Genomic DNA, 23,785 nt, shown 5'->3' with positions numbered 1-23,785 from the left:
CCGTCTCCCTCCTTGCGCTCTATTACCAATTATAGCAAATTATTTATTCCCTCATTCATGCATATCATTTCTATTTTAAAGGAAACTCCCTCAAATGACCAAAAATTGCTCTGATTCCTATTTAAAATTAATTCATTTCATCCGATAATAGATCTAGAGTGAAACTATTAAGGGTAAAGATTGTCTATTTATGTAATTTTTTGTAAACATTTCTGAATAAATATGTTATACTATGGAAAATCGACGAAAAGGCAAACTTTTCGAAAGAGAAGGACGCAAAGCTAAAGGGACTAAGTCTATGATAAGATATGTCAGCCAGTTGCCGAATGACTCCTTCGTCGTAAATATTTAGTAAGGGAGATATATATATGAAGGAGAAGACAATGCTCGACCGCATTACTTTCCTAAGAGAAGAACTTTATAAAACCTCATCTATGCTAAATCATGAATTGGCACACCCAAAGTTAGTTCAGGTTAGCCAGCAGCTTGATAAATTGCTTAATCAATACAACAGTGTAGTACAAAAATAAAATGAATAAACGAACAAGGCTGACGTTCCGATGTATCCGTCAGCCTTAGTTAACCTTTTGTTTACAGACCATTTATCTGTTAATGTATGGATAAAAAAACACTTTTTCATGCCTGCTCTTCCTCACCTTCCCTTTTATTCTTCTCAATTTCATCTATAATCCGCTCGATCTCTTCTTCAGCTAATTGACTCGAAATCATTTCTTTACGCAAAAGCCTTTCAACTGCTTCATGTTCTGCATAAAGCAATTCAATCTTAGCCAATCTTTCTTGTGATTCCTTCCATTCAGGATGTGATTCATACATGTCATCCAGCTTTTTCTTTTCTTCTTCTCTTTTAAATTCATACAGTTTATTCATCCGATCAAAAACCACAGTTGAAATGACCGCTTCATTTTTGAGTTTCTGCAGTCTCTTAATTGCATAGTCATACCGATGAACGGCAGTAAACGTAACATCGTATTCCGACTTTTCTTTCGTGTGTCCTTTTATGTTTAACCGTTTTATGAGTGAAGGGATCGTTAAACCTTGGACAAGCAGTGAAAAGAAAACAATACTGAATGAAAGGACAATAATATTTTCTCTCCCAGGAAAATCACCTGGCAAACTAAGAGCAAGAGCGATGGACAATGATCCTTTTAACCCGCCCCAATTCAAAATATGCTTCCATTTGGACGGAATTCCTTTAATGGGAACAAGTGATACATAAACAGCAATTGTTCTCGCTGCCAAAACGATTAAAATAGCACTGATGATAAGACCCAGCTTATTCTCAATATCTATATAAGCGATTTCTAATCCTACTAATAAAAAGACAAGAGAATTTGCAAAGAGTGACAATACATTCCAAAAAGAATGGATATTCACTTTTGTAGTCGGACTCATTCCGATCTTTGCGCCATAATTACCAAAAATCAACCCTGCTACTACTACAGCAATAACACCCGAAACATGAATGGACTCAGCTATTGAAAAGCTACCGTAAAATAATAAGAGTGAAAAAAGAATTTCTAAAGGATAATCATCATACCAGCTTGTAATCTTTGAAAAAACATAACCCAATGCACCTCCAACGAGCGCACCCCCAAAAGCGACTTTCACTAATATAATAATCGTAGCCGCTATACCCCCGGCTCCCATCTGTATGTATGAAGGAAGATATACGGAAGTAATCATGAACAGCACCACAGCTACACCATCATTAAACAGACTTTCACCTTCAATAATGGTCGACAATCTCCGGTTTACACCAAGAGATTTAAAAATACTTAATACAGAAACCGGATCTGTTGCACTCATTAAAGCCGCAAAAACAAATGCTGTTTGTATACCCATACCTAATCCAAAATAAGAAGCTGTTCCAACAATAATAAAAGTGACGAATGTTCCGCCAAAGGCTAAAGCAAAAATGGATTTTGTATGATTACGCAAATGGCTGAAAGGCAATTTTAAACTCGCTTCACCAAGCAAGGTAGGCAACAATAACGATATGATAATGAATTGAAAGGTATATCCTTCTTCTATTATTCCTTTTACAGGTTCCAATGTGGGAACCGGCACCAGACCGATAATGCCCCCGACTATAACAAGAGCAATCGGATAAGGTTTGTTCCATTTTTTTGCTAGCGCCGTCACCCCAACTGCTACTGCTAATAATAGTAAGGCTATATTTAATGAGTGATGCATATTCTTCTCCTCTCAGACTGCTATCTATTCTTTCTATTTTTTCCTCTCCTGCACATCCTCAAACGAAAAGGCTAAAAATAAATGGATTTGTTCGACATACATATACAGGTTTTGAAGCTTTTTGTAATATTTTCACTATTTTCCACGAAACCCTTTTTCTTTTTCAGAAAATATTGCATACTTTTTGAGACAAAATCTTTCAAGAAAGTTGTGGATGGTACATGTTGCTACAATTAATTGAAGAAAAAAGAGAAGTACTTCTTTGTCTTGGAAAAACATTTGGTCTTACCGCAAAAGAGACAATCAATTGCAGCCAGGAACTGGACCAGCTGTTAAATCGGTTAGATGCTGATGTAACAGATTCACAAAAAAATAGTAACCTTTGTCTATTTCCTGGGAAATTTGTCGAGATAACCTTCTTTAATCGCAGCCACTCTTTCACTCTTCCCTACCTTTCTGCTAATTCCTATTTTTACCTATTACTATATGAAAATAATATTGTAATCTCTTTGTTACCTTCTACTAACGAGACTGTCACATAGTGCTTGTATAATTGGAAACCGAGGCGCATTTAACCAATTATACATACTAGGAGGAATTACATATGATAAAAAAATGGGTAATTACAGGGGCATTAGCGTTCGGTTTACTAATTTCTTTACCATTAAGCGGACAAGCAGCAATGGGGGATCATACTCTTCGTCCTGGCGTATGGGACCAAGATGTTCATGAGCTTCAAGCAAAACTCAAAGCAATGGGATTCTTTGATTTCCCTATTACGACTGGATATTATGGTCCGGTTACTAAACAGTCAGTACTAGATTTTCAGCGTACAAAAGGTATTTCAGTCGATGGAATCGCAGGAAACCAAACATTCAGCACGATAAAAAACAATTTACAATCAAAAAGCATGACCGTTTCAGCAACAGCTTACACAAGTGAATGTGAAGGTTGCAGCGGTGTAACAGCAAGCGGAACAAGTCTAATAGAATATCCTTACGCAAAAGTTATCGCGGTTGATCCTAAAGTCATTCCTATGGGTACAGTTGTTTATGTACCTGGATATGGATATGCAGTGGCAGCTGATACTGGCGGAGGTATTAAAGGTAATGAGATTGATGTATATATGAAAGATTATTCAAAAGCCGTTAACTGGGGCAGAAAAACACTAAATATCTCAATCTTGCACTAATCAAAATGTAATTTAATAGCGTTTTTAAATAAATGATTGATTGAGTCAGACCTGATTGGGTCTGACTTTTTTCAATTTTATTCCATTTTATATTTTCTAAATATTGTAATAATGGTATGTTTATATTACTTACTTTAGAAAGGAAGTTACATATGAACATACTTAACCAAGTTTCTATACTTAAAAATTCTGTCGGACAAGTTTTAACAGGTAAGGATGAACTTGTAGAGCTCACAATGATTGCTCTTGTAAATAAAGGACATCTTTTACTGGAAGATGTCCCTGGTACAGGGAAAACTGTTCTGGCAAAAAGTCTAGCTCGATTAATCGGGGGAGATTTCAAAAGGATACAATTCACACCAGATATCCTGCCTGCTGATATTACTGGAATCCAATTTTTTCATCCGAAGCATCAAGAATTCGAGATGAGACCGGGTCCCGTTATGACGAATATTTTGTTAGCTGACGAAATTAACCGTGCTACACCAAGAGCCCAATCAAGCCTTTTAGAAGTAATGGAAGAACGTCAAGTCACGATCGACGGGGAAACACTTAAGCTCCCTTCCCCATTTTTAGTTATTGCGACACAAAATCCGATTGAATCTCATGGAACATTCCCGCTGCCAGAAGCACAGCTTGACCGTTTTTTCATGAAGCTGCCATCCGGGTATCCTAATATGAGTCAAGAGAAAGCCATGATGCAAATGTACCGCCAGCAAAATCCTCAAAATTATCTCGAACCCGTATTTTCGCTTGAAGATATCATAAAAATGCAGGAAGAAGTTCAACAGATCTTTGTCAGTGATGAGATTGAGAATTACTTGCTATCCATTATTCATGCTACGCGTCATCATGAGTTTATTGAAACAGGTGTATCACCGCGCGGAACACTTGCGTTCATGAAAGCAGCTCAAGGAGCAGCTTATGTAAAAGGAAGAGATTTTGTTACTCCTGATGACGTTCAGCTTGTTGCTCCATATGTTCTTTCACACAGACTCGTTCTATCTATGGAAGGAACAATGAGAAAAACAAAAGAACAAGTATTAAGAGAAATCCTTGATTCTACTGAAGTACCGGTAGAATCTGAGGCAGGAAGATAACGATGCAATGGAACAGTGAAGTTTGGATAAATGGGATATTTAAATCTCTTGTTTTATTTAGTCCCTTAATTCTTCTCATTGGTTTTTATAAGGATATAACCTTTCTTTTTGCAGTCGGCTTTCTAATTATGCTTATTTATGGAGCGACTCTTTTACAGTTTAAATCCGCTGCAAAAACCTTAGATGTGGAAAAATCAAAGCAAACGTACCGCCTCTTTCCCGGAGATACCGATCAATTTTATGTACAGCTGCTTCATAAGGGAAAATGGCCATCTTTTAGCGGTGAAATGTCTTTTACACATCGAGATGTTATATCGGAGACCGGTGGTTCTGAAGGAAATGAAGGCGCGCAAGGAAGGATCGAAATATCACGTCCATTTGCTGTCTCTCGTAACACTGCCTATAAGCAAGCCATTCCTTTTAAAGCAAATAGACGCGGAACTACGAGAATTTCAAATCTTACCGTGCGTGTTCAAGATCCTCTTCAAGCAGGAGGACTTCTATTATCCTATCAGCAGCTTTTTCCGGCAGAGGTTATCGTTTATCCTGAACTCTTGCCTGTGTATGGAATCGAACAGCTTTATTATCAAGGTATTGGAGAAGCAGCACGTCCTTTTGCTCTCTATGAAAATGATTCCCTTCCGGCTGGAACACGCAACTATACATCAGGCGATTCATTTCATAAAATCCATTGGAAAGCGACTGCTAAAACAGGTGCTCTTCAAACAAAGGTTTTTGAAAAGACGGTTGTTTATCATTGGACGTTTATCTATACAATTCAGCTTGATCACAAGAAAAAAAGCAATAAATCCACAGATGAGATTGAAAAAGAGATCAGTTATTTGGCGTACATGTGCAAGTTTGCAGCAGAAAAGGGAATTCCATTTGAGGTTTATATCAACTTTAAAGTACCGGGTCAGCTAGGTGTTTACCATATCTCTTCAGGAAGCGGATCACAGCATCTTATGAAAATTTTAGAAGGACTTGCGAGGATCGACCGTACGAGTATGACGGTAAAACCAGCAGTCATGTGGAAAAAAATTGACCGCAATTTTATAGGGTCTGTCCCTTTCGTTATCTTGCTTGGATCCATACCGAACGATGCAGAATCAAGCGTTTTATTGCAGAAATGGAGAAAATCAGGCGGCAGAATTTTTGCCGTGAATCAAAATGGGAATGAGAGCTATTTGATGCCCTACACTTCTAAGGAGGAGATTTCATGCTGACCTTTGAACGAAATCTCCTTTACGCATTGAATATGATATTTGACAGCCTGCTCCTCTTCCTCATTTTCGCTCTATTTTTTAAAGGCTCCACATGGCAGGATTTAGGCTTGTTCATCCTATCTACTCTAGCTGTCGTTGCATTAAGTGCCGTTTTTTTTAACCTTAAACCAAATCTAATACGGTTAAATCTTGTAATTTCATTCGTTCTAGCAGCGGGTCTATTTTGGATGCTTTGTTCATCGGCTGCCCTTTCCTTATTACTCGGACTTATTATCGCCTGGAGAACAACGGTTAACTGGGAAGATCCATTAAAGCCAGATACGGAAGCTATTATTACAATTAGCGCATTATTTGCAGGCGGTCTTTCTCTGTTTCAAAATGAGGGATATGGTGTTTTGTTTGGTGCAGTCTTTATCCAATTTATTTTCATGTTAGGAATGAAAATCTTTCTTCATTATCTTAAAAACAAAACATCGCGTGATAAGGTGCGGCAAGATTTCTACCCGGTTCTTGTCATTGCCGGACTTGGCTTAATCATGCTTGTTGTGATGGGTCCGCTTAAAGCCGTAATACTTTGGTTTTTTGATGGGATACTTTTCGTACTTTATTATGTACTTGCCATACCTCTATGGAAGTTTTTTTCTCTGTTTTCTGGAACTGTACAATATTTACTTAGATTATTAAAAAAGGAAGATATTAAAAGTAAACTAGGTGATAGTGCTCCGACCGATGACTTACTCAAACAAAAGTGGAATAAAAACTTATTCGATCACGATTATTCTCCCCTTATCTGGAGTCTTGCGGCAGTTCTCATTCTATTGATTGCTATTTACATCTGGAAAAAGGGATTGTTCAAGCAGCTAAAACCTGATGCATTATTAGCGGGAACCGTAACATCTTTAAACAGTTCAGATCTAGATGATTCCTTTTTCATAAATCGGAGATGGCTTCACGCGAAAGACCGTACACGAAAGAGGTTTTCTCAGTTTGAAAAAACGATGTTTAAGCATGGATTTCCCAGGTTGCCTGGCGAATCCGCTCCAGTGTGGTTTGAGCGGTTGAAGCTTTCAGGCTCTGAAGCAGAAACTGTGCTGAACAGCTATGAAAAAGTCCGCTATGGAGATCATTCTCTATCAAATGAAGAATTTATTGCTTACTCCAAAGCATTAAAAAAACTAGAAAAAATCGAACATTTACAGAAAAAGAAGTCGAAATAAGGCTTCTTTTTTTTGCGTTTACCTGTTCAATCACAGCTATCTATAATAGACTAAGTTTGTAAGAGTAGTCGGATTTGATGTGAGGAGGATACCCATGGACAAAAAAATATACGTCATTCATGAGAACAGTGAGTGGACTGCCCCATTATTCCAGCGTTTTGACGAATTAGGTCTTCCCTATGAAGATTGGCATATGGCTAAAGGGCATATTGATTTAGCCGCTGCACCGCCGGAGGGTATTTTTTATAATCGGATGAGTGCTTCATCCCATACAAGAGGACATCGTTATTCACCGGAATACACATCTGCGGTCCTCGCATGGCTTGAGAGCTGCGGCAGAAAAGTTTTCAATGATAGCAGGGCTTTGCAGCTCGAGATCAGTAAGGTAAACCAATATAGTGCATTAAAAAATTTCGATATTCCAACACCTCGAACAATCGCGGCATATGGAAAAGAGGAACTATTAAAAGCAGCCGATCATTTTAATGGACCGTTTATAACGAAACCTAACCGAGCTGGTAAAGGACTTGGCGTTCAGCTTTTTCAATCAAAATCAGCTTTGGAATCTTACGTGAACGGTGATCAGTTTGATGATTCAATCGACGGAATCACTTTGCTGCAGGATTATATTGAAGCACCTGAACCGTTCATCGTTCGCTGTGAATTCGTTGGCGGAAAATTTTTGTACGCTGTACGAGTAGATACGTCTGAAGGATTTGAATTGTGTCCTGCTGACGCTTGCCAGATCGGCGATCAATTTTGTCCGATTACGGAAGAGCCAGCTGAGCAAACACCTAAGTTCAAGATTTTAGAAGATTTCACACTTCCTCTTCAATCCCATTATGAAGCGTTCTTAAAGGCGAATGGGATTACGTTTGCTGGAATTGAGATCATTACAGATAAAAATGGAAACGTGTTTACGTATGACGTAAACACGAATACCAACTATAATCGCGACGCTGAAGAAGCTGCAGGCATTTATGGAATGAAAGCCATTGCGGAATTTTTAGGGAAAGAGCTAAGGTAAACCCGAATGTGGGTTTACCTCTTTTTTTGCATTTTACCCATGTCGATTTATAGCTGTTTTTGTCGACTCTCGAGTATATTCAAAAATCCGCGAGATTCTTGTCGAGAGAATTTAAATGTTTTTCGCGAGATTATCACTAAAATCCGCGAGATTGTTGCCGGATAATCATCCTTCGAAGTCCAATTCTTATATTATTCAGCTACTTTCCAGTACTGGAAAGCTTCAAATCGCAATTCGTCGTCTAGTTTGACATGAAAATAAATAAAAAATTCCTTTAATTGGCATTTTCACGTTTGATCCACAACATTTGGTGTTTGATTCAGACTTTCCCATAGATAGTAGGTGATATATGTGCGCCAAGGTTTCCAATCTTCCGCAAGCTGGCGTACTTCTTCTTCAGATGGCTGGCTGTTTAAATGCCATACATTTCGAACGGCGTTTCTAAGGCCAATATCCGCTGCCGGCAAAATATCTGGACGGCCCATACCAAATATTAAAAGGCACTCAATTGTCCATTTTCCAATGCCCCTTAATGGAAGCAGTTGTTTCATTATCACTTCATCCGTTCGATCCCATAAACCTTCTAAATCAAGAGTCCCACCTGCGATCAAACGCGCAAGATCAATAATGTATTCTGCTTTTCTTTGGCTAAATTGCAATTCACGCAAATCTTCGTATGTTAACTTCGCTATCCTTTCTGGTGCAGGAAACACTTGAAATATGGAACCTTCAACATCTATCTCTTTCCCGGCAAGTTTGATTAAGCGGTCTGTCAGCGTACCAGCAAACGTTAAATTTACTTGCTGACCGAGTATGATTTTTACGATCGATTCAAATAAATCTGTTTCCGTTAAAAGCTTTAAACCTTTAAAACGCTCTAAAACAGGTCTTAATTTTTCATGACTCTTAAAATGTTCATATAAAGGATAAAGATCCAGATCCGTTGAAAAAAGCTGCTGCACTTTATTCATTGCCTCTTTTTCACTAATTTCGCCTTGGATGGGTATAACCCGGCAATTCAAAACCGGATGATCGACTGTCCCTATAGAAGTGACACCTAAATAGCAAGCCTGATCCTGGATACGTACCATTTTCTCATACGTTGTCAGTTCTTCATTTAGTTTTAAGACATGCGTTTTTCCTGTAACCGTCAAACGCTGCATCATTTTTTGAAAATCAAATGGTGGTTTTGGGCTGATCGTAAATTCCATTTCTGCTCTTCTTCCCTTCCAGGTTCATCAAATTATTCGTTTTTTTCGTTTTCTACCGCTCCGCTTTTTTCGTTTTCGTCCTTTAAATACGGATTATCTTCTAACGTATCAACTGTATGTTTGTACGAATAGCCTTTTGTGATTGCAGCTGCAAAAATGATAATGACAAATATAATAATGACAAGTGAAGCGAGTAAAGAGATGGTTAAAGTACTCATGAAAAAGCCCCTTTATGTATTGATATTACATAAATAATAGCATATTTACCCAAACAAAAAGCAGCCTGTTTCACAGACGTGAAACGAGACTGCTCTTATTAGGATTAGGCATTAAAAGTTATCTTCAAACTTTTCGTGCATGACAAGTCGCTTAATATCAAAACGGTCAGTTGGCTTTGCAGGCCCATCTGCATATCCAAGTGTAATCATCATAACTGGAATAAATCTTTCCGGGATGCCAAATGCAGGGATAATCGCCTCGTGATCAAAGCCAGACATTGGACAAGAATCAATGCCTAATGCTTTAGCAGCAAGCATTAACTGCATTGCTCCTAATGAAGCATTTTTTAGTGCTTCTTTTTCCCCTAATGGCCGTCCTTGAGAGTATGCACTATTAATGTTGTTCAATAACATTTTCCGTGCTTCCTCAGGTGCTTTTTCAAAAACTTCCGGAGCTACTTTATCTGCCTCAGTATCCCCTAAGATGATGACAACTGCAGAAGCATCCAGCACATGCTTTTGATTATAAGCAATCGGGAACAGCTTTTCTTTTTGTTCTTTAGCTGTTACAACAAGGAAGCGCCAATGCTGAAGGTTCCATGCTGAAGGTGCCTTTCCTGCCATTTCTAAAATTTTATACAATGTCTCATTCGGAATTTCTTTATCTTTTTGATAGAGACGTACTGCTGATCGTTCTTCCATGACTTTGAAAATTTCGTTCATGCCTCTCCACTCCTTTTGAATATTTAATAAAAATATAAAAAGGTGCTGATTTTCACAGTCACCTTTTTACTATTCCACTTTTAGCGGATCCTTATTAAGCGTTGCTTTTAGCTGATGCTAAAACTTTTGCTAATTCAGAAGCTTTTTCGCTTGCATCAGATAAAATTTCTTCTGCACGATTTGGCTCAGCAGCCATACCTTCTGTAAATACATGATGATAATCAGTGATTCCGATAAACGCCATTACACCTTGTAAGTAACCATTCGTAAATTCAAACGCTTGAGCAGGTCCTTCAGAATAAACACCGCCGCGTGATTGAATGTGAACAGCCGTTTTTCCTCCAAGCAATCCTGCTGGTCCGTTTTCTGTATATTTGAATGTTTTACCAGCCATTACGATGTTATCGATATATGCCTTTAACATTGGCGGATAGCTTAAGTTCCACATTGGTGTGTTAAACACATATAAATCAGCAGCTAAAAATTGATTTAAAATTTCGCCCATTCGAGTTGTTTTTTCAATTTGCGATGGTGATAGTTCTTGTCCAGCTGCAGCTTTTCCCCAAGCATCGAGAACGTCCGCATCGATCAATGGAATATTTTCTTCGTATAAATTAACAGTTTCGATTTCTACATTTTCATTTTGGTTAGATAGTTCATTAAGAAAATGTCTGCCTAGACGCAATCCAAAAGATTGTTCCATCGGTTTTGGGTTAGAATTGATATAAAGTACTTTCATTTGAAAATCTCTCCTTTAATATGTGTAATTTTGTAAGTTATTTCAATTAACTTCTTTTTTGTTAGTTAATACTTTTATATAATAATACCGTCACTTACTTTTGTCAAGCGATGAACTAAAAGTTATTAAACTGACTTTTTGTTAGTTATTTCCAAGTGTAAAAAAACGTTCTCCAGCATAAGCCAGAGAACGTAAGGGGGAGCGTCATTAATTCCTTAAAAGGAACTGGTACCTTTATAAAAGTTATATTCCTCAAGGCCGTCAAAGCATTTCAAACGGTCCCCGATCGTTAATCCAAAATCAATATAAGCATGACTTTGGGCAGTAAGAATATTCTTATCTTCAACCAATTGTTTAGAAGAGAAATTTCCATTCAGCCAATTACCGGCTTTTGAGAATTCATCTTCTTTCAAGGAAACGGTATAAGAACGATTGTTCAATACACCTGCTCTTCCTAAAATCGCAGCACCATTTCCAATTGCCGCAATCTTAATTCCTTCACGATTAAACACTTGGATTAAATGCATAAGTCTTGTGTTTCCTTGAGTGAAAACTTGTTTGCCGCCGGGTATGATTAACATTTCATAATCGATAGGACTAATGTTCTTCATCTTTATCACAGGCTGCATCATTAATCCGCATTCACTCGTAACAGTTCCTGGCAATAGTGAAAAAGGCAATACCTCATATTTTTTGCCGACTATAGACAAAGTTGTCATAATCTCTACTTCTCTAAATTGAGGATATAAATAAACCAATACTTTCTTTTTCACACCATTCACCCATCCTGTTACTTTTTTACCCGCCTTTCATACAGATCGTTGGGATACTCTTATTGTAACAAGGCAGGTGATTCCTGTGTATTGGGAAAATTGAACGGGAACATGTGCTTTCTTTTTAGTATAAAGCATGCAGTTTTCCCAAGTTAACTGGTAAGAAATGACGGTTATTCTCTTTTTACATAAAAAAAAGAGATCACCTTTTATATGGTGGTCTCTTAGTTTTCGTTATTTTTACATATTCAATAGAGGATATTACCTAAACCCTTTTCCTTTCGTGAGGTGGCAAGCTACGCCTTTGCCGAATGCACCTGGTTCACTCATTCGATCAATGTATTCCAAGCCTCTTGCACACTGCGTTTTACACGCTATACACGTTTCGCTTGTTACCATTTTCATTGTGTGCTGATATTTGTTTACTTGGCTGTCATATTTATTATTTTTCTTTGCATTCTTTTTTGCCATTTTTTTGCACTCCCCTACCCTAAACTCTAAACACAGTGTATGTAGGGAGAATGACTTTTGACATAAAAAAGGCTATTTTCGTAAACTTTGTTTCTTTTGTATGGGGTTAATTTTCGCTGCAAAACTTGCTTCAATTAACTTTTCAAAGAAGTACTTTTCAGCATCAATCTTATTTTATTGTCTTCTTAGACAGTTGATCGGAATGGAAGGTGTGAGACTCCTGCGGGACAGGCTGGCAGTTGAGACACTTAAAAGTGAAACGTACAAATGTGGCTCACCGCCTGCCCCGCGGAAAGCGAGCAACCTGGAAAGGAGATCAATTACTTTCAAAAGCAACATTGAATACGAAAACAACTTTAAGTAAAGAACCTAAAAAAAAGACTACCCGATATGCAGGTAATCTTCGTCATGTTCTAGTTTTAATTCAATGGACTGGATAACTGCCAGTGAATAAATATAATCACTGTCAAATTTGTCATAAGACGACATAAACTCATTAAGCGGCATGTTATATTTATTCCATACCACTTCCATTAGCCAATCATGGCTAATTTCAAAATACTCTCCGTCATAGCGGCTAACTTTAATGGTATTGCCTACATACATCCATAACACTCCTTTCAAAAGAGGTTAATTATGCATTAGGTCACAAAGTTGTACTTTCATTATATGCTATTTATCAGAAAAGTCAAAAAAAAATTTTGTTGCTATTTGATATTATTACTACTTGTCTCAAATAGTGCCAGCCCTTTTAAAAAAATACTTGGGAACAATAAAGAAACGAACATCAAAAAAAATTTTATTTGAAATTGAGGATTTATTGAATGACACATCATCCACAATATGGTAATTTTTAAGGATACGTGTATATCTTCACAAAACGGGTATAGAAATGAAAATGACAATAGATAAAGGAGTAGTTCGTAGTGCGATTAATAAAAGAGAATATTTTAGCATTATGTCTTCTCCTCTCTATCCCTTTACTAAGTATTATTTATGGAGTGTTAAACGATGGGGAGCGTGGAGCAAGACAACTCATAACTGCAGTAGATCACAAAATCCCTTTCATAGAGATTTTTGTAGTTCCTTATTTATTGTGGTACGCGTTTATCTTTTTAATGTTTGTATATTTATGTGTATTTGATCGAGCGATTTATTACCGGACATTGTTGAGTTTCTGTGTTGGCATGCTCATTTGCTACGCAGTATACTTCTTTTTTCAAACGACAGTCCCCCGCCCAGAAGTAAATGGAGATGGATTTATTACAAGCTTGGTTAAATATGTTTATGGTGCAGATCAGCCCTTTAATTGTTTTCCAAGTATCCATGTCCTCACCAGTTATTTAATGATCCTAGCGATTCGCCACAGTAAAACATGGACAATCAAAAGAGATGTAATTGTTTCAACGATTGCTTTCAGTATTATCTTGTCCACTTTATTTCTCAAACAGCATGTTGTATTAGATGCTGTTGCGGGTATATTACTCGGAAGTCTGTTGTTCAAGCTTTTTTATTACTTGGAAGCAGAAATGGTTTTTGCTTTTTTTAAACGCTTGTTTAAATCAAAAGCCAAACTGCCGAGCTCCGAAAAAAGTTAATTGTCATAAAGATGGCTCAAAAGTGAAATTAATCACTTCTGAGTCGTTTTTTTATGCTGTTTATTTATCCTCCCTCCATCTCACTTAGCAAGGTATATCTCTAAAAATGATGAAAAAAATGAACAGTGGGAAGGGGTGATACAAATCAAAAAGAGAGAGATTAATCCAGAAGATTGGAATCGTACAAATAAATCGATTCATCAGCTTTGTAAGCATCACATGTATTACCATGTTATCGCAATTACGGATGATGGTCAGCAAGTCGAAGGAATGATCACGGATCTGGATCATAAGAATGTTTACATACTCGTCCCTCAGTAAATGATGCCCACTGATGAAGAAATGCATGGAGGACAGCAGTTTGTCCCACAAGATCAAAGGCAGTAGTATGGCGGTCCGCGTTATCGCAAGTACTACCGTCAAATATACCCTCTTGCCACACTTACCGCATTATCACTTTACCCATATTATCCTCCTCACCCTTACTATCCTTATCCTTATTAAATGACACGCCTGATTAATTATTTTTTTAATTTGACGATTTTAATTTTATAGAAACGGGAAGAGTAACATTGTCGTCAAATTTAAGGAGGTAGATTATTTTGGCTAATGTTTTAGTTGTATACTACAGTTCTTACGGACACATTCACGAGATGGCTCTGGCTGCTGCTGAAGGAGTTAAGCAAGTAGACGGTACAGAAGTAAAAGTTGTTAAAGTTCCTGAATTTGAAATAACGAAAAAATATATGTCCCAGCAGGATGCTTATGTTAAAGCCCAGGAAGCACAAGAAGACATTCCTGAAGCTACACAGGATGATTTAAAATGGGCAGATGGAATTGTATGGGGTATTCCGACAAGGTTTGGCATGATGCCTGCTCAGATGAAACAATTTCTCGACTCTGCTGGCGGCCTATGGGCGAATGGTGATCTTGAAGGTAAAGCAACAGCGGTCATTACGAGCTCGAATACAATCCACGGCGGACAGGAATCAACTGCGATTACATCTTTTGTTCCTTTCATGCACTTTGGAATGATTTATGTTGGCCTTCCTTACGGTGAGAATCCTGAACAAATGACAGCTGAAGGTATTGGCGGTTCACCTTATGCTGCTTCTACAGTTGCAGGACCTGACGGAAGCAAACAGCCTGCCGATGGTGAAAAACAAATGGCTTCCCGACTAGGGGCTCGCGTTGCGAAAGTCGCAAAAGCATTAAAAGGGAACATTTAACCTTTTTTTAAGCGTGGGACAAGCATCCTTTTCTTTTTATAGATAAGGGTGCTTTTTAATTAAAAGGCTGTTTTCGCAAACTTTGTTGCTTTTGAATGCTATTAATATTTCCTCTGCAGCGGCTCGCTTTTCCACGTGGCGTGCGGTGAGCCCGTAGGAGTCTCGCTCTTCCGTTCCAATGAACTGTTCTATGAAGAGCTTCTTACATAAGAGCCAATTAAAAAAACCTGCGGTGAACAAACCTACTAAGATTCCCCCGCGATTATTTCTACTAAATCTAATACTCATCCTATCTTACAGCACAAAAAAAAGCCGCCGAAGCGACTTTTTTTATTTTCCCATTATATATTATGCTTTTACATCATAGCCTTGCTCTTCAACTGCTTCACGCATTTCAGCATCTGAAACTTTTGACGGATCTACTTCAACATTTACTTTGCCAGTTTCTAGATGAACCACAACGTTCTTCACACCATCAAGTTCAGTCAATGCTTTCGTTACAGCACTCTTACAATGCCCACAAGTCATACCTTCTACATGTAATGTTTTATTTTCCATTATTATTCCTCCTAATATTTGTTGTCAAAATTCATTCGTTTTAATCTCAGTGCATTGGATACTACTGAAACGGAGCTGAATGCCATCGCCGCTCCGGCTACCCACGGTTCTAATAATCCTAATGCCGCGATTGGAATGCCTGCCGAGTTATAAAAAAGAGCCCAGAATAAATTTTGTTTGATGTTTCTCATGGTCTTCCGGCTTAACTCGATTGCTTTTGGAATGTGATTTAAATCCCCGCCGACAAGCGTGATATCTGCCGCTTCAATCGCTACGTCTGTTCCTGTTCCGATAGCCATTCCGATATCAGCTGTGGCAAGTGCAGGTGCATCATTAATTCCATCACCAACCATGGCTACTGTCTTTCCTTGTTTCTGAAGTTCTTTTACTTTAAGCGCTTTTTCTTCAGGAAGAACTTCTGCAAAAATTCCTTGTATACCAACTTTCTTTGCAATGGCATTTGCGGTTCTTGCGTTGTCTCCTGTTACCATATATACATCAATACCCATTTTAAACAAATGTTTAATCGCTTGTTTGGAGGATTCTTTTACCGTGTCGGCAACGGCGATGATCATCACAAGATCACCATCAACTGCTGCTAACATTGCGGTTTTCCCTTCTTTTTCAAGGATCTCCATCAATGATTCGTGCTGATCAATCAACACGCCTTTTCCCCTCATCAGCTTTCGATTTCCTGCTAAAATGGTCTTCCCATTTACAATCGCTTCAATTCCATGACCGGGAATGCTTTGAAATGATGAAGGTTCCTTCCATACTATTTCCTTTAGCTTTCCATACTCCACGATTGCTTCCGCTAGGGGATGTTCTGAATTTTTTTCAGCAGAGATTACTTCTGACAGAAACCCTTCTTTTAATTCAATAAGGTCTGTTACCTCTGGTTTCCCTTTCGTAACAGTCCCTGTTTTATCTAAAAGAACGGCATCGATTTTGTGAGCTTTTTCCAGGTACTCACCGCCTTTAAACAGAATTCCCTGCTCAGCGCCCTTACCTGTTCCAACCATAATCGACGTTGGGGTTGCAAGCCCTAATGCACATGGGCAGGCGATGACTAAAACAGCAATTGATACTTCTAAAGCTTGCGGTAAGTTCCCTGGTGAAACAAGGAAATACCACACTGCGAACGCAATGATTGCGATAGCTACTACGATCGGGACAAAAATACCAGAGATAATGTCAGCCATTCTTTGAATTGGCGCTTTTGATCCTTGTGCTTCTTCAACGATTTTGATAATTCCTGCAAGCGCCGTTTCTTTTCCGACTTTTTCTGCTCGCATTTTAAGCGTACCGTTTTTATTAATCGTCGCTCCAATTACGTGATCGCCTTCCATTTTATCGACGGGAATGGATTCGCCTGTAATCATGCTTTCATCGACTGAGGAATGACCGTAGATTACCTTCCCATCCACCGGAATCTTTTCACCCGGTTTTACAAGGATCCTATCACCTCGTACAACTTGATCGAGAGGCACTTTCATTTCTTTACCGTCACGAATGACTGTCGCTTCCTTGGCTTGCAGGTTAAGCAGTTTTGAAATGGCCTCAGTCGTCCGTCCTTTTGCAAGTGTTTCAAAGTATTTACCTACTAAAATTAACGTAATCAGCACAGCACTCGTTTCAAAATATAGCTGCGGCATATAACCGGGGCTGCCAATTGTTTTAAATACCTCAACCACACTGTAAAAATAAGCTGCTGATGTTCCTAATACAACAAGTACATCCATGTTTGCACTTTTGTTTTTAATGGCGCGAAAAGCACCTATATAAAAAGCCCCGCCAATGTAAAATTGAACGACTGTCGCAAGCAGCATCTGAAACCAAGGGTTCATCATAAGACTTGGCAGCGGCAATCCGAAATCCCATGGCATGTGGCCAATCATCGTATAGAGTAAAGGAAGGGACAGCACAATAGAAAGGATCAATTTTCTTTTTTTAGATGCAATCTCTTCTTCTTTTATACTTTTCTTCTTTTCCCGGTCTTGCCTAACAGAGCCTGTGTAACCAAGTTTATCGATTTTTTTTAGGAGGTCACTAACAGTAAGCACTGCTGGGTCGTACTCTACTGTGCCCGTTTCACCAGTCAAATTTACTGATGCTGATTTGACGCCATCCATGCGGGACAGCCCTTTTTCGATGCGTGTTGAGCATGCTGCACAGGTCATACCCCGTATATCGAGATCTACCTTTTCTTTCGTTAAACCATAGCCTAGCTTTTCAATTTTTTGCTCAATTTCGTTAAGCGGAGCAACTTTAGGATCATATTCTACAGAGGCTTTTTCCATGGCTAAGTTAACATTTGCTTTTACTCCATCCATTTTGTTCAGCACTTTTTCGATGCGTACCGAACAAGCTGAACATGTCATTCCTGTTATACCGAGTATCGTTTCCTTTTTGCTCATGGTTCCCACCACCTATCATGATTTAGAAAATTGCTGGACTACTTTCATTAATTCATCAATGGATGCTTCTCCATCGCCGGATTGGATTGCATCTGTTAAACAATGCTTAGTATGCTGTTCCATCAATTGAAAGCCCACTCTTTTTAATCCTGCGTTAACTGCAGAAATTTGAACAAGAATATCGATACAATAACGATCTTCTTCAATCATTTTTTGCAGTCCGCGAATCTGGCCCTCGATCTTTTTTAAGCGGTTGTTTAAATTTTGTTTATCACTTTCACACCGATGTGTTTTTTGATCCATTTTTATCATCCTCCCCAAATGGAAGCTGGTTATAATTATAATATACTATACCCCCCTATAGTATACAAATCATTTGTTTTATGGTGTCTTCTTTTTTACCATTCCATAGATGGCTATTAGTGCGATAACCCCTAAAATAACCTTTCCTTCTCTATTCCACTCGGTAATGTTATAAACCGTAAAAGCCTCGAGCAGCAGGGCCGGGATTTTCCCAAGAGAACTAGCTGCAGCAAATATTCCTATAGAAACAGAGCCGATCGCCGCTGCAAATGTGACAAGACCTGATGGTACAAACGGGAGCAAGCGTAAAGAAAAAATCAAAGTGAAGGCTTCTTTTCCTGAAGCATCCAGCAAATTAACCACCCGTGGGTACCTCATCAGTTTTTGTCTGGATACGTTCTGAAATCCCTTTCTGTAAAAAACAAATGAAACGACAGCTCCAAAAGATTCTCCTGCAAAAGAAACAGCCGTCCCGTTCCAAAAGCCAAAGAACAGGATATTAGCAGCTGTTAAAAAAACAGATGGGACGACACCCAGCACAGCAATTATGATATTTAATAAAAGGGAAATCCCTATTGCCCACTCACTATATTCTTTGAAAAATACAAGAACTGAATCCGTCATTATGTATCGCCTGCTTTACTATAAACTAATCCTGTTTATGGTACTAAAAAAACCATGTTTCTGCATGGCTTTTGAAGTTATTTTCGCCATATATACGCTGTAAACACTTATATATCCACGAAAACAACCATCATTTCAGGTATTTTGATTTAACCACGAATCGCCATGTTTTGACATAATCGTTCCGCTCATTTTTTCTTTCTCACTAAATAGCTTAAAACGAAATAAATGATTCCCATGCACAAAATGAAGATCTCATTTTTAGAACCAAGAGCCCCTAAAGATACAAAAAAAATAATTACAAAACCGATGCCAAGTAACAAACAGAATCCCGTATAAAACATTTTCCATGCTTTATATTTTAGCTTGTGAGATTCAAAGGCTGTAATAAAACCGCATAGAAGAAGTAAACAAAAAACAATCAAAACAGAACTGTCCATTGAAGAACTATTTTGTGTGCCATTCAATGCTTTTGATAAACTCATTCCGATTAAAGATAGGATTCCAAATCCGATTGCTACAATGATTGTTAACACACCTAATGTAACTCCTATCGTTTTGGTATATCCATATTCTTGCATCTGTCAGCCTCTTTTCCATTTTTTTCATTGCTTTAAAATGCAGTATGTTCGTTAACTCTTTTCAACCGCTGAAATTTACCATAAGTCAATGAACGCCAAACCCACTCAAATGGGCCGAAATAATAATTAGAAAGCCACCATTTCGAAAACAAAACTTGAACACCGAAAATAATAAATGCAAAACATACGCCAACTAACGGACCATACTTTCCGTACAATCCAAAGCCATAGCTATAAAAAAGGGTTGATGCGACTATTGATTGTGTTAAATAATTCGTAAACGCCATCCTGCCTGTAAAACGGAATAAGTTAAACAAACGTTTAAACTTTCCATGTCTATAGAGAAGAACAATCGAACAAATATAAAAGATACTCATCATCGGTCCGCCAAATTCGTAACCCCAGGACATTGCTGTATCATAATGCCAATCTTCGCCTTTATAGCCAAACCATAATATAGGAAGCAGCTTGCTTCCTGCCCCTAAGATCAGCGCAGAAAACCAAAGCTTCCACAATGTTCGGTTTGAAAAAGTGCGCTTTTTAGCGGCATATGCTCCCCAAAGAAACATCGGCAGCAGACCTGCTATAAAAAATGGCAGAAAACTGTTTAGATCCTTCCATTCTCGTATACGTTCTGCTGTCATTTCTCCAAATGTACCTTCACTATAAATTTGAATCGATCTTTTAATTTCTGAAAGGTGATGTGCGTTTGACGCTGCCTGCTCACTTAACGCGGTCCCGCTAGCCCAGTAGAAATAAGTAAGGCTGGTCATAAACAATCCGTATAAAACGAGCAGTACGATTCCCGCATTGAGCAAAAACTTAGGCTGTAATTTATAAAATAAAAGCATGAGCAGTCCGACGATCGAATATGTAATCAGGATATCTCCGTACCAAAAAAAGACGACATGAAGAATTCCAAATACCAGCAAAACGAATTGGCGTCTAATCCAAATAGGAACAAAACTCTTATCGTTTTCTGCCGCTCTTTCGGCCATTAAAATCATCCCAAAGCCAAATAAAAACGAAAACATCGTAATGAAATTTCCTTGAACAAAAAAATCGAGCAAAATATTTGTCCAAACATCATAAGGCTGATCAAAAAATTCATAGCTTAAGCTTCTGATCGGATCATCTGGCCCTGAAAAAGATTTCATGTTAACTAGTAAAATACCAAAAATGGCAATTCCTCTTAAAATATCTAACGACTCAATCCGCTTCTTCTCCTCTACTGGCGCCCACTTCATATATGTAACCACTCATATCTTTGCATTTTTTCACTCCTCTTTGATTTATTTTACCTTAAAAAGGCAAAAAAGTTAGAAAACGATTCATTTTTTGCTATCCTATAAAGAACAGAATAAGGGAATCGGGAAGGATGAAGGATATTTTGAAAAAGTACATACTAACTGCAATTTCTGCTGTTTCGATCCTGGCGACCCTTGTGTGGCTGATTGGATTAGGATGGACAATGCAAGATCAATTCACAGCCAATAAAAAGACACTAAAACCTGCTGAAAAAACAGAAGCTTTCACACAGAAAAAAGGGGATAACGACTTATCTATCTTTGCTTTAGGCGACTCCCTAACACGCGGAACAGGCGATGCTGACAGTAAAGGATATGCTGGTTACCTAACAGACATCATAAAGAAAAAGTCAGATAAAGACGTCACTCTTATCAATACGGCTGTTAAAGGGGAAACTACACGCGGACTCCTTAGACAGCTTCAGCAGCGGGAAATCCAGCGCCAAGTGAAAAATGCAGATGTGATTATTATGACCATCGGCGGCAACGATCTTTTTCAGCAAGGGACTACATTAGAATCGTTAAATTTAGATAAGATCAACGCTCAAAAACAAACCTACTTAAACAACATTTCAAAGATTTATAAACAATTACGGAACTTAAACAATCATGCTGTCATTTATCATGTCGGTCTTTACAATCCATTCAGTAATCTAGCAGAAGCGAAAACAACGTCCTCCATTGTACGAGACTGGAACTTTCAAACTGCAGAGACAGCTGCCGCTTTTCAAAAAATCGTCTATGTTCCAACTTTTGACCTTTTTCAACTCCAGGTCGAAAACTTTTTATATTCGGACCAATTTCATCCTAATACAAAAGGTTACAAGCTTATCGCAGAACGCGTAGCCTCACTGATCGACTTTGAACAGGAGGAAAAAAAGTGATGACAAATACCCCCGCTTTAGAAGTAAACCATCTTACAAAGAAAATAAAGGGCAAACAGATTATTAAAGATGTTTCTTTTACCCTTTATCCAGGCGAAGTGTTTGGATTTCTAGGTCCAAATGGCGCTGGTAAAACAACAACAATCCGGATGATTGTCGGTTTGATCTCGCCTACTTCTGGAACGATAAAAATCGGAGGTAGGAATGTCCGGACGGAATTTACAGCTGCGATGAAACACCTTGGCTGTATTGTAGAAAACCCAGAGCTTTATCCTTATTTAACTGGCTGGGAAAACCTAGATCATTTTGCTAGAATGGATTCTTCCATTCCAAAAGATAGACTGGCAGAAGTGATTACACTCGTTGGCCTATCAAATCGAATTCATGATCGTGTCAGTACATATTCACTTGGAATGAGACAACGCCTTGGAATCGCCCAGGCTCTCCTAGGAAAACCAAAAGTACTTATTTTAGATGAACCGACTAACGGCCTTGATCCTGCAGGTATACGCGAGATGAGAGAATTTATTAGACAGCTCGCAGCAGATGAAAATTTAAGTGTACTCGTCTCTTCTCATCTTCTAAGTGAAATACAGCTCATGTGTGACAGGGTCGCTATTATTTCAAAAGGATCTGTCATTCGGACTGATTCAGTAGATAATTTGCTGGCAGAACAAGAAAGAGTGATCTGGAAAGCAGAGCCTGCTCATCTTGCCAAACAGCTTTTACAAGAAGAAACCGTTGTTACAGAAGGACCTGATAATACGCTAATTACACTATATAATGAACCGTTATTGCCGGAATGGAATAAAAAGCTCGTTATGGCTGGTGTGAAAGTAAAAGAGATGAGAACACAGCTGCCTTCTCTTGAAGACTTGTTCTTGGAAGTGACAGGAGGAGAAACTATTGATTAATCTTGTTCGAAATGAAATGCTGAAGCTCCTTCGAAAGAAAAGGCTTTACGTCATCGTGCTCATTATCGCTTTTCTTGTTCCGCTTTTTACATATGCTCAGTTCAAGCAGATTCAGGAACAACGCGAAAAAATGGGGACACAAGATTGGCGGACTGTACTTCAGCAAGAAATCACAGATACACAAAACAGACTTAGTTCCAGCCGTCTGCAGGATGAGTGGCGCAAATATTTAAAGATAAGATTGTCACAGCAGCAGTATTATCTTGAAAATGATATCGATCCGAACACACCTGGTGCCCCGACGTTTATGCGTGTCTTTGTAGAGAATTCGATTGACTTGTTATTGCCTCTACTCGTCATGGTTATTGTCGCAGACCTCGTATCTTCTGAGGCAAGCGGCGGTACGATAAAACTTCTTTTGACGAGGCCTGTTAAAAGGTGGCGCATTTTATTAAGTAAATATGTTGCGATGCTGCTTTCTGTTTCATTTATAGTTCTCTCGGTTGCTTTCTTATCCTATGCGATATCCGGTTTGGTCTTCGGATACGGCGGCTGGAGCATGCCGCTCCTAACAGGGTTTTCCGTTTCTGGAGATGAGCTTGTTACAGATTTCGTGCATATCATTCCGCAATGGCAGTATATTTTAATGGAGTTCGGACTCGTGTGGTATGTTTGTGTGATCGTCGGAACATTGACCTTTATGCTGTCTGTTTTATTAAGAAGTACAGCTGCCGTTATGGGGATCATGCTCGCTGCTCTTATCGCAGGAGCGATTTTAATTAACATGGTCTCATCATGGGAAAGTGCTAAATATTTCTTTATGGTAAACTTGCAGCTCACAAACTACATAAGCGGAATGGCAACTCCGATCCAAGGAATGACATTAGGATTTTCAATGACTGTCTTAGCCGTATGGGGACTTGCAGGATTTATCATTTCATTCGTAACCTTTTCAAAGCGGGATATTTATTAAAACGTTTCTTTTCTAAAAGATAGTTGCTACAGAGATATTTTTAAAAGTTCTTTATTGAATAGTTAATTGGAGCGAAAGGGCGAGACTCCTGCATACCAGCTACCTGAATATTCATCTAGAAAGGTATGCGACGAAGAAGCTAACTTCGGCAGGATTTTCTTGTAAGACGTAGGAGCAGGATTCATCCATCTTCTAAGGGGGCTCACCACACACCATGCGGAAAGCGAGCATCCTGAAACGGAGATCAACAGCTTTCAAAAAACAACAATGATTAATAAAACAACAA

At 38.5% G+C, this 23,785-nt stretch carries 25 protein-coding genes, 3 pseudogenes and 1 riboswitch; of the genes and pseudogenes, 14 read left to right on the top strand and 14 right to left on the bottom strand.

The window, feature by feature from the left end; translation table 11 throughout:
* The first annotated feature begins 240 nt into the window (after positions 1-240).
* A riboswitch (cyclic di-GMP riboswitch) is annotated at positions 241-327 on the top strand.
* Positions 328-368: 41 nt separating this feature from the next.
* Positions 369-530: an aspartyl-phosphate phosphatase Spo0E family protein gene (locus tag J2X07_RS01265; protein WP_310255773.1), complete on the top strand. Its 162-nt coding sequence runs from the start codon at positions 369-371 to the stop codon at positions 528-530.
* A gap of 106 nt (positions 531-636) precedes the next feature.
* Here J2X07_RS01265 and J2X07_RS01260 read toward each other — a convergent pair whose 3' ends face one another.
* Positions 637-2,214 carry a cation:proton antiporter gene (locus J2X07_RS01260; RefSeq protein ID WP_310255771.1) on the bottom strand — a complete coding sequence of 526 codons (1,578 nt, stop codon included), beginning with the start codon at positions 2,212-2,214 and terminating at the stop codon, positions 637-639.
* A gap of 221 nt (positions 2,215-2,435) precedes the next feature.
* On the opposite strand from J2X07_RS01260, the pseudogene J2X07_RS01255 reads away from it, so the two are divergent.
* The 7 genes and pseudogenes from J2X07_RS01255 to J2X07_RS01225 form a co-directional block, all read left to right on the top strand.
* Positions 2,436-2,555, top strand: a pseudogene (locus J2X07_RS01255) (aspartyl-phosphate phosphatase Spo0E family protein); the annotation flags it as partial.
* A gap of 263 nt (positions 2,556-2,818) precedes the next feature.
* Positions 2,819-3,082, top strand: a pseudogene (locus J2X07_RS20015) (peptidoglycan-binding domain-containing protein); the annotation flags it as partial.
* Between the two features lie 36 nt (positions 3,083-3,118).
* Positions 3,119-3,406 (top strand): annotated as a pseudogene (locus J2X07_RS20010) (3D domain-containing protein); the annotation flags it as partial.
* Positions 3,407-3,558: 152 nt separating this feature from the next.
* A complete protein-coding gene (locus tag J2X07_RS01240) occupies positions 3,559-4,506 on the top strand; it encodes an AAA family ATPase (protein ID WP_310255769.1) in 948 nt (315 codons plus the stop codon).
* 2 nt (positions 4,507-4,508) lie between these two features.
* Positions 4,509-5,732, top strand: coding sequence for a DUF58 domain-containing protein (locus J2X07_RS01235; protein ID WP_310255767.1), 1,224 nt, complete (start codon positions 4,509-4,511; stop codon positions 5,730-5,732).
* Positions 5,726-6,949 carry a hypothetical protein gene (locus J2X07_RS01230; protein ID WP_310255765.1) on the top strand — a complete coding sequence of 408 codons (1,224 nt, stop codon included), beginning with the start codon at positions 5,726-5,728 and terminating at the stop codon, positions 6,947-6,949. Before J2X07_RS01235 ends, J2X07_RS01230 begins: the two co-directional genes overlap by 7 nt.
* Before the next feature lie 94 nt (positions 6,950-7,043).
* On the top strand, positions 7,044-7,976 hold the full coding sequence (locus J2X07_RS01225) for an ATP-grasp domain-containing protein (protein WP_310255763.1): 933 nt from the start codon (positions 7,044-7,046) through the stop codon (positions 7,974-7,976).
* A 287-nt stretch (positions 7,977-8,263) separates the two neighbouring features.
* Here J2X07_RS01225 and J2X07_RS01220 read toward each other — a convergent pair whose 3' ends face one another.
* From J2X07_RS01220 to J2X07_RS01190, 7 genes are all read right to left on the bottom strand, one after another.
* Positions 8,264-9,187 (bottom strand): DNA-3-methyladenine glycosylase family protein, encoded by a 924-nt coding sequence (locus J2X07_RS01220; protein ID WP_310255761.1) that lies wholly within the window; start codon positions 9,185-9,187, stop codon positions 8,264-8,266.
* Positions 9,188-9,219: 32 nt separating this feature from the next.
* Positions 9,220-9,405 carry a YtzI protein gene (gene ytzI, locus J2X07_RS01215; protein WP_310255759.1) on the bottom strand — a complete coding sequence of 62 codons (186 nt, stop codon included), beginning with the start codon at positions 9,403-9,405 and terminating at the stop codon, positions 9,220-9,222.
* Between the two features lie 111 nt (positions 9,406-9,516).
* Positions 9,517-10,128 (bottom strand): nitroreductase family protein, encoded by a 612-nt coding sequence (locus J2X07_RS01210; RefSeq protein WP_310255757.1) that lies wholly within the window; start codon positions 10,126-10,128, stop codon positions 9,517-9,519.
* 94 nt (positions 10,129-10,222) lie between these two features.
* A complete protein-coding gene (locus tag J2X07_RS01205; protein WP_310255755.1) occupies positions 10,223-10,867 on the bottom strand; it encodes an FMN-dependent NADH-azoreductase in 645 nt (214 codons plus the stop codon).
* Positions 10,868-11,082: 215 nt separating this feature from the next.
* A complete protein-coding gene (locus J2X07_RS01200; RefSeq protein WP_310255753.1) occupies positions 11,083-11,640 on the bottom strand; it encodes a DJ-1/PfpI family protein in 558 nt (185 codons plus the stop codon).
* 261 nt (positions 11,641-11,901) lie between these two features.
* Positions 11,902-12,111, bottom strand: coding sequence for a hypothetical protein (locus J2X07_RS01195; protein ID WP_310255751.1), 210 nt, complete (start codon positions 12,109-12,111; stop codon positions 11,902-11,904).
* A gap of 381 nt (positions 12,112-12,492) precedes the next feature.
* Positions 12,493-12,717, bottom strand: coding sequence for a hypothetical protein (locus tag J2X07_RS01190; protein WP_310255749.1), 225 nt, complete (start codon positions 12,715-12,717; stop codon positions 12,493-12,495).
* Between the two features lie 320 nt (positions 12,718-13,037).
* Between J2X07_RS01190 and J2X07_RS01185 the strand changes: the two genes are divergently transcribed.
* The 3 genes from J2X07_RS01185 to wrbA all read left to right on the top strand — a co-directional run bounded on the left by J2X07_RS01185 (position 13,038) and on the right by wrbA (position 14,938).
* Positions 13,038-13,709 carry a phosphatase PAP2 family protein gene (locus J2X07_RS01185; protein WP_310255747.1) on the top strand — a complete coding sequence of 224 codons (672 nt, stop codon included), beginning with the start codon at positions 13,038-13,040 and terminating at the stop codon, positions 13,707-13,709.
* Positions 13,710-13,844: 135 nt separating this feature from the next.
* The gene (locus J2X07_RS01180) at positions 13,845-14,030 is read left to right on the top strand and encodes a hypothetical protein (protein ID WP_310255745.1); all 186 of its coding nucleotides are present in this window, start codon (positions 13,845-13,847) and stop codon (positions 14,028-14,030) included.
* 281 nt (positions 14,031-14,311) lie between these two features.
* Positions 14,312-14,938, top strand: coding sequence for an NAD(P)H:quinone oxidoreductase (gene wrbA, locus J2X07_RS01175; RefSeq protein ID WP_310255743.1), 627 nt, complete (start codon positions 14,312-14,314; stop codon positions 14,936-14,938).
* A 348-nt stretch (positions 14,939-15,286) separates the two neighbouring features.
* On the opposite strand, the gene copZ is transcribed toward wrbA, so the two are convergent.
* From copZ to J2X07_RS01145, 6 genes are all read right to left on the bottom strand, one after another.
* On the bottom strand, positions 15,287-15,496 hold the full coding sequence (gene copZ / locus J2X07_RS01170; protein WP_310255741.1) for a copper chaperone CopZ: 210 nt from the start codon (positions 15,494-15,496) through the stop codon (positions 15,287-15,289).
* A gap of 11 nt (positions 15,497-15,507) precedes the next feature.
* Positions 15,508-17,913 carry a heavy metal translocating P-type ATPase gene (locus J2X07_RS01165; RefSeq protein ID WP_310255740.1) on the bottom strand — a complete coding sequence of 802 codons (2,406 nt, stop codon included), beginning with the start codon at positions 17,911-17,913 and terminating at the stop codon, positions 15,508-15,510.
* A 15-nt stretch (positions 17,914-17,928) separates the two neighbouring features.
* Positions 17,929-18,216: a metal-sensing transcriptional repressor gene (locus J2X07_RS01160; RefSeq protein ID WP_310255739.1), complete on the bottom strand. Its 288-nt coding sequence runs from the start codon at positions 18,214-18,216 to the stop codon at positions 17,929-17,931.
* A 78-nt stretch (positions 18,217-18,294) separates the two neighbouring features.
* Positions 18,295-18,840, bottom strand: a complete 546-nt coding sequence (locus J2X07_RS01155; protein ID WP_310255737.1) for a TVP38/TMEM64 family protein — start codon at positions 18,838-18,840, stop codon at positions 18,295-18,297.
* Positions 18,841-19,028: 188 nt separating this feature from the next.
* Positions 19,029-19,421 carry a hypothetical protein gene (locus tag J2X07_RS01150; protein WP_310255735.1) on the bottom strand — a complete coding sequence of 131 codons (393 nt, stop codon included), beginning with the start codon at positions 19,419-19,421 and terminating at the stop codon, positions 19,029-19,031.
* Between the two features lie 32 nt (positions 19,422-19,453).
* On the bottom strand, positions 19,454-20,668 hold the full coding sequence (locus J2X07_RS01145; RefSeq protein WP_310255733.1) for a DUF418 domain-containing protein: 1,215 nt from the start codon (positions 20,666-20,668) through the stop codon (positions 19,454-19,456).
* Positions 20,669-20,811: 143 nt separating this feature from the next.
* Here J2X07_RS01145 and J2X07_RS01140 point away from each other — a divergent pair, with 143 nt between their 5' ends.
* The 3 genes from J2X07_RS01140 to J2X07_RS01130 are packed head-to-tail and all read left to right on the top strand — an operon-like array spanning position 20,812 to position 23,499.
* The gene (locus tag J2X07_RS01140) at positions 20,812-21,612 is read left to right on the top strand and encodes a GDSL-type esterase/lipase family protein (RefSeq protein ID WP_310255731.1); all 801 of its coding nucleotides are present in this window, start codon (positions 20,812-20,814) and stop codon (positions 21,610-21,612) included.
* Positions 21,612-22,526 (top strand): ABC transporter ATP-binding protein, encoded by a 915-nt coding sequence (locus J2X07_RS01135; protein WP_310257352.1) that lies wholly within the window; start codon positions 21,612-21,614, stop codon positions 22,524-22,526. The genes J2X07_RS01140 and J2X07_RS01135 overlap by 1 nt, the downstream gene beginning before the upstream one ends.
* Complete coding sequence (locus tag J2X07_RS01130) at positions 22,519-23,499, top strand: ABC transporter permease (RefSeq protein WP_310255729.1); 981 nt, start codon at positions 22,519-22,521, stop codon at positions 23,497-23,499. The genes J2X07_RS01135 and J2X07_RS01130 overlap by 8 nt, the downstream gene beginning before the upstream one ends.
* Positions 23,500-23,785 lie beyond the last annotated feature (286 nt).

This window comes from Fictibacillus barbaricus (assembly GCF_031457135.1).
Classification (GTDB): domain Bacteria; phylum Bacillota; class Bacilli; order Bacillales; family Fictibacillaceae; genus Fictibacillus; species Fictibacillus barbaricus_A.
This window is presented reverse-complemented; position numbering and strand designations above follow the sequence as displayed.

Excerpts from the sequence above, each read along its gene's own strand:
- J2X07_RS01265 (WP_310255773.1), top strand. The coding sequence starts at position 369 with ATGAAGGAGAAGACAATGCTCGACCGCATTACTTTCCTAAGAGAAGAA.
- J2X07_RS01260 (WP_310255771.1), bottom strand. The coding sequence starts at position 2,214 with ATGCATCACTCATTAAATATAGCCTTACTATTATTAGCAGTAGCAGTT.
- J2X07_RS01240 (WP_310255769.1), top strand. The coding sequence starts at position 3,559 with ATGAACATACTTAACCAAGTTTCTATACTTAAAAATTCTGTCGGACAA.
- J2X07_RS01235 (WP_310255767.1), top strand. The coding sequence starts at position 4,509 with ATGCAATGGAACAGTGAAGTTTGGATAAATGGGATATTTAAATCTCTT.
- J2X07_RS01230 (WP_310255765.1), top strand. The coding sequence starts at position 5,726 with ATGCTGACCTTTGAACGAAATCTCCTTTACGCATTGAATATGATATTT.
- J2X07_RS01225 (WP_310255763.1), top strand. The coding sequence starts at position 7,044 with ATGGACAAAAAAATATACGTCATTCATGAGAACAGTGAGTGGACTGCC.
- J2X07_RS01220 (WP_310255761.1), bottom strand. The coding sequence starts at position 9,187 with ATGGAATTTACGATCAGCCCAAAACCACCATTTGATTTTCAAAAAATG.
- ytzI (WP_310255759.1), bottom strand. The coding sequence starts at position 9,405 with ATGAGTACTTTAACCATCTCTTTACTCGCTTCACTTGTCATTATTATA.
- J2X07_RS01210 (WP_310255757.1), bottom strand. The coding sequence starts at position 10,128 with ATGAACGAAATTTTCAAAGTCATGGAAGAACGATCAGCAGTACGTCTC.
- J2X07_RS01205 (WP_310255755.1), bottom strand. The coding sequence starts at position 10,867 with ATGAAAGTACTTTATATCAATTCTAACCCAAAACCGATGGAACAATCT.
- J2X07_RS01195 (WP_310255751.1), bottom strand. The coding sequence starts at position 12,111 with ATGGCAAAAAAGAATGCAAAGAAAAATAATAAATATGACAGCCAAGTA.
- J2X07_RS01190 (WP_310255749.1), bottom strand. The coding sequence starts at position 12,717 with ATGTATGTAGGCAATACCATTAAAGTTAGCCGCTATGACGGAGAGTAT.
- copZ (WP_310255741.1), bottom strand. The coding sequence starts at position 15,496 with ATGGAAAATAAAACATTACATGTAGAAGGTATGACTTGTGGGCATTGT.
- J2X07_RS01165 (WP_310255740.1), bottom strand. The coding sequence starts at position 17,913 with ATGAGCAAAAAGGAAACGATACTCGGTATAACAGGAATGACATGTTCA.
- J2X07_RS01160 (WP_310255739.1), bottom strand. The coding sequence starts at position 18,216 with ATGGATCAAAAAACACATCGGTGTGAAAGTGATAAACAAAATTTAAAC.
- J2X07_RS01155 (WP_310255737.1), bottom strand. The coding sequence starts at position 18,840 with ATGACGGATTCAGTTCTTGTATTTTTCAAAGAATATAGTGAGTGGGCA.
- J2X07_RS01150 (WP_310255735.1), bottom strand. The coding sequence starts at position 19,421 with ATGCAAGAATATGGATATACCAAAACGATAGGAGTTACATTAGGTGTG.
- J2X07_RS01145 (WP_310255733.1), bottom strand. The coding sequence starts at position 20,668 with ATGAAGTGGGCGCCAGTAGAGGAGAAGAAGCGGATTGAGTCGTTAGAT.
- J2X07_RS01135 (WP_310257352.1), top strand. The coding sequence starts at position 21,612 with ATGACAAATACCCCCGCTTTAGAAGTAAACCATCTTACAAAGAAAATA.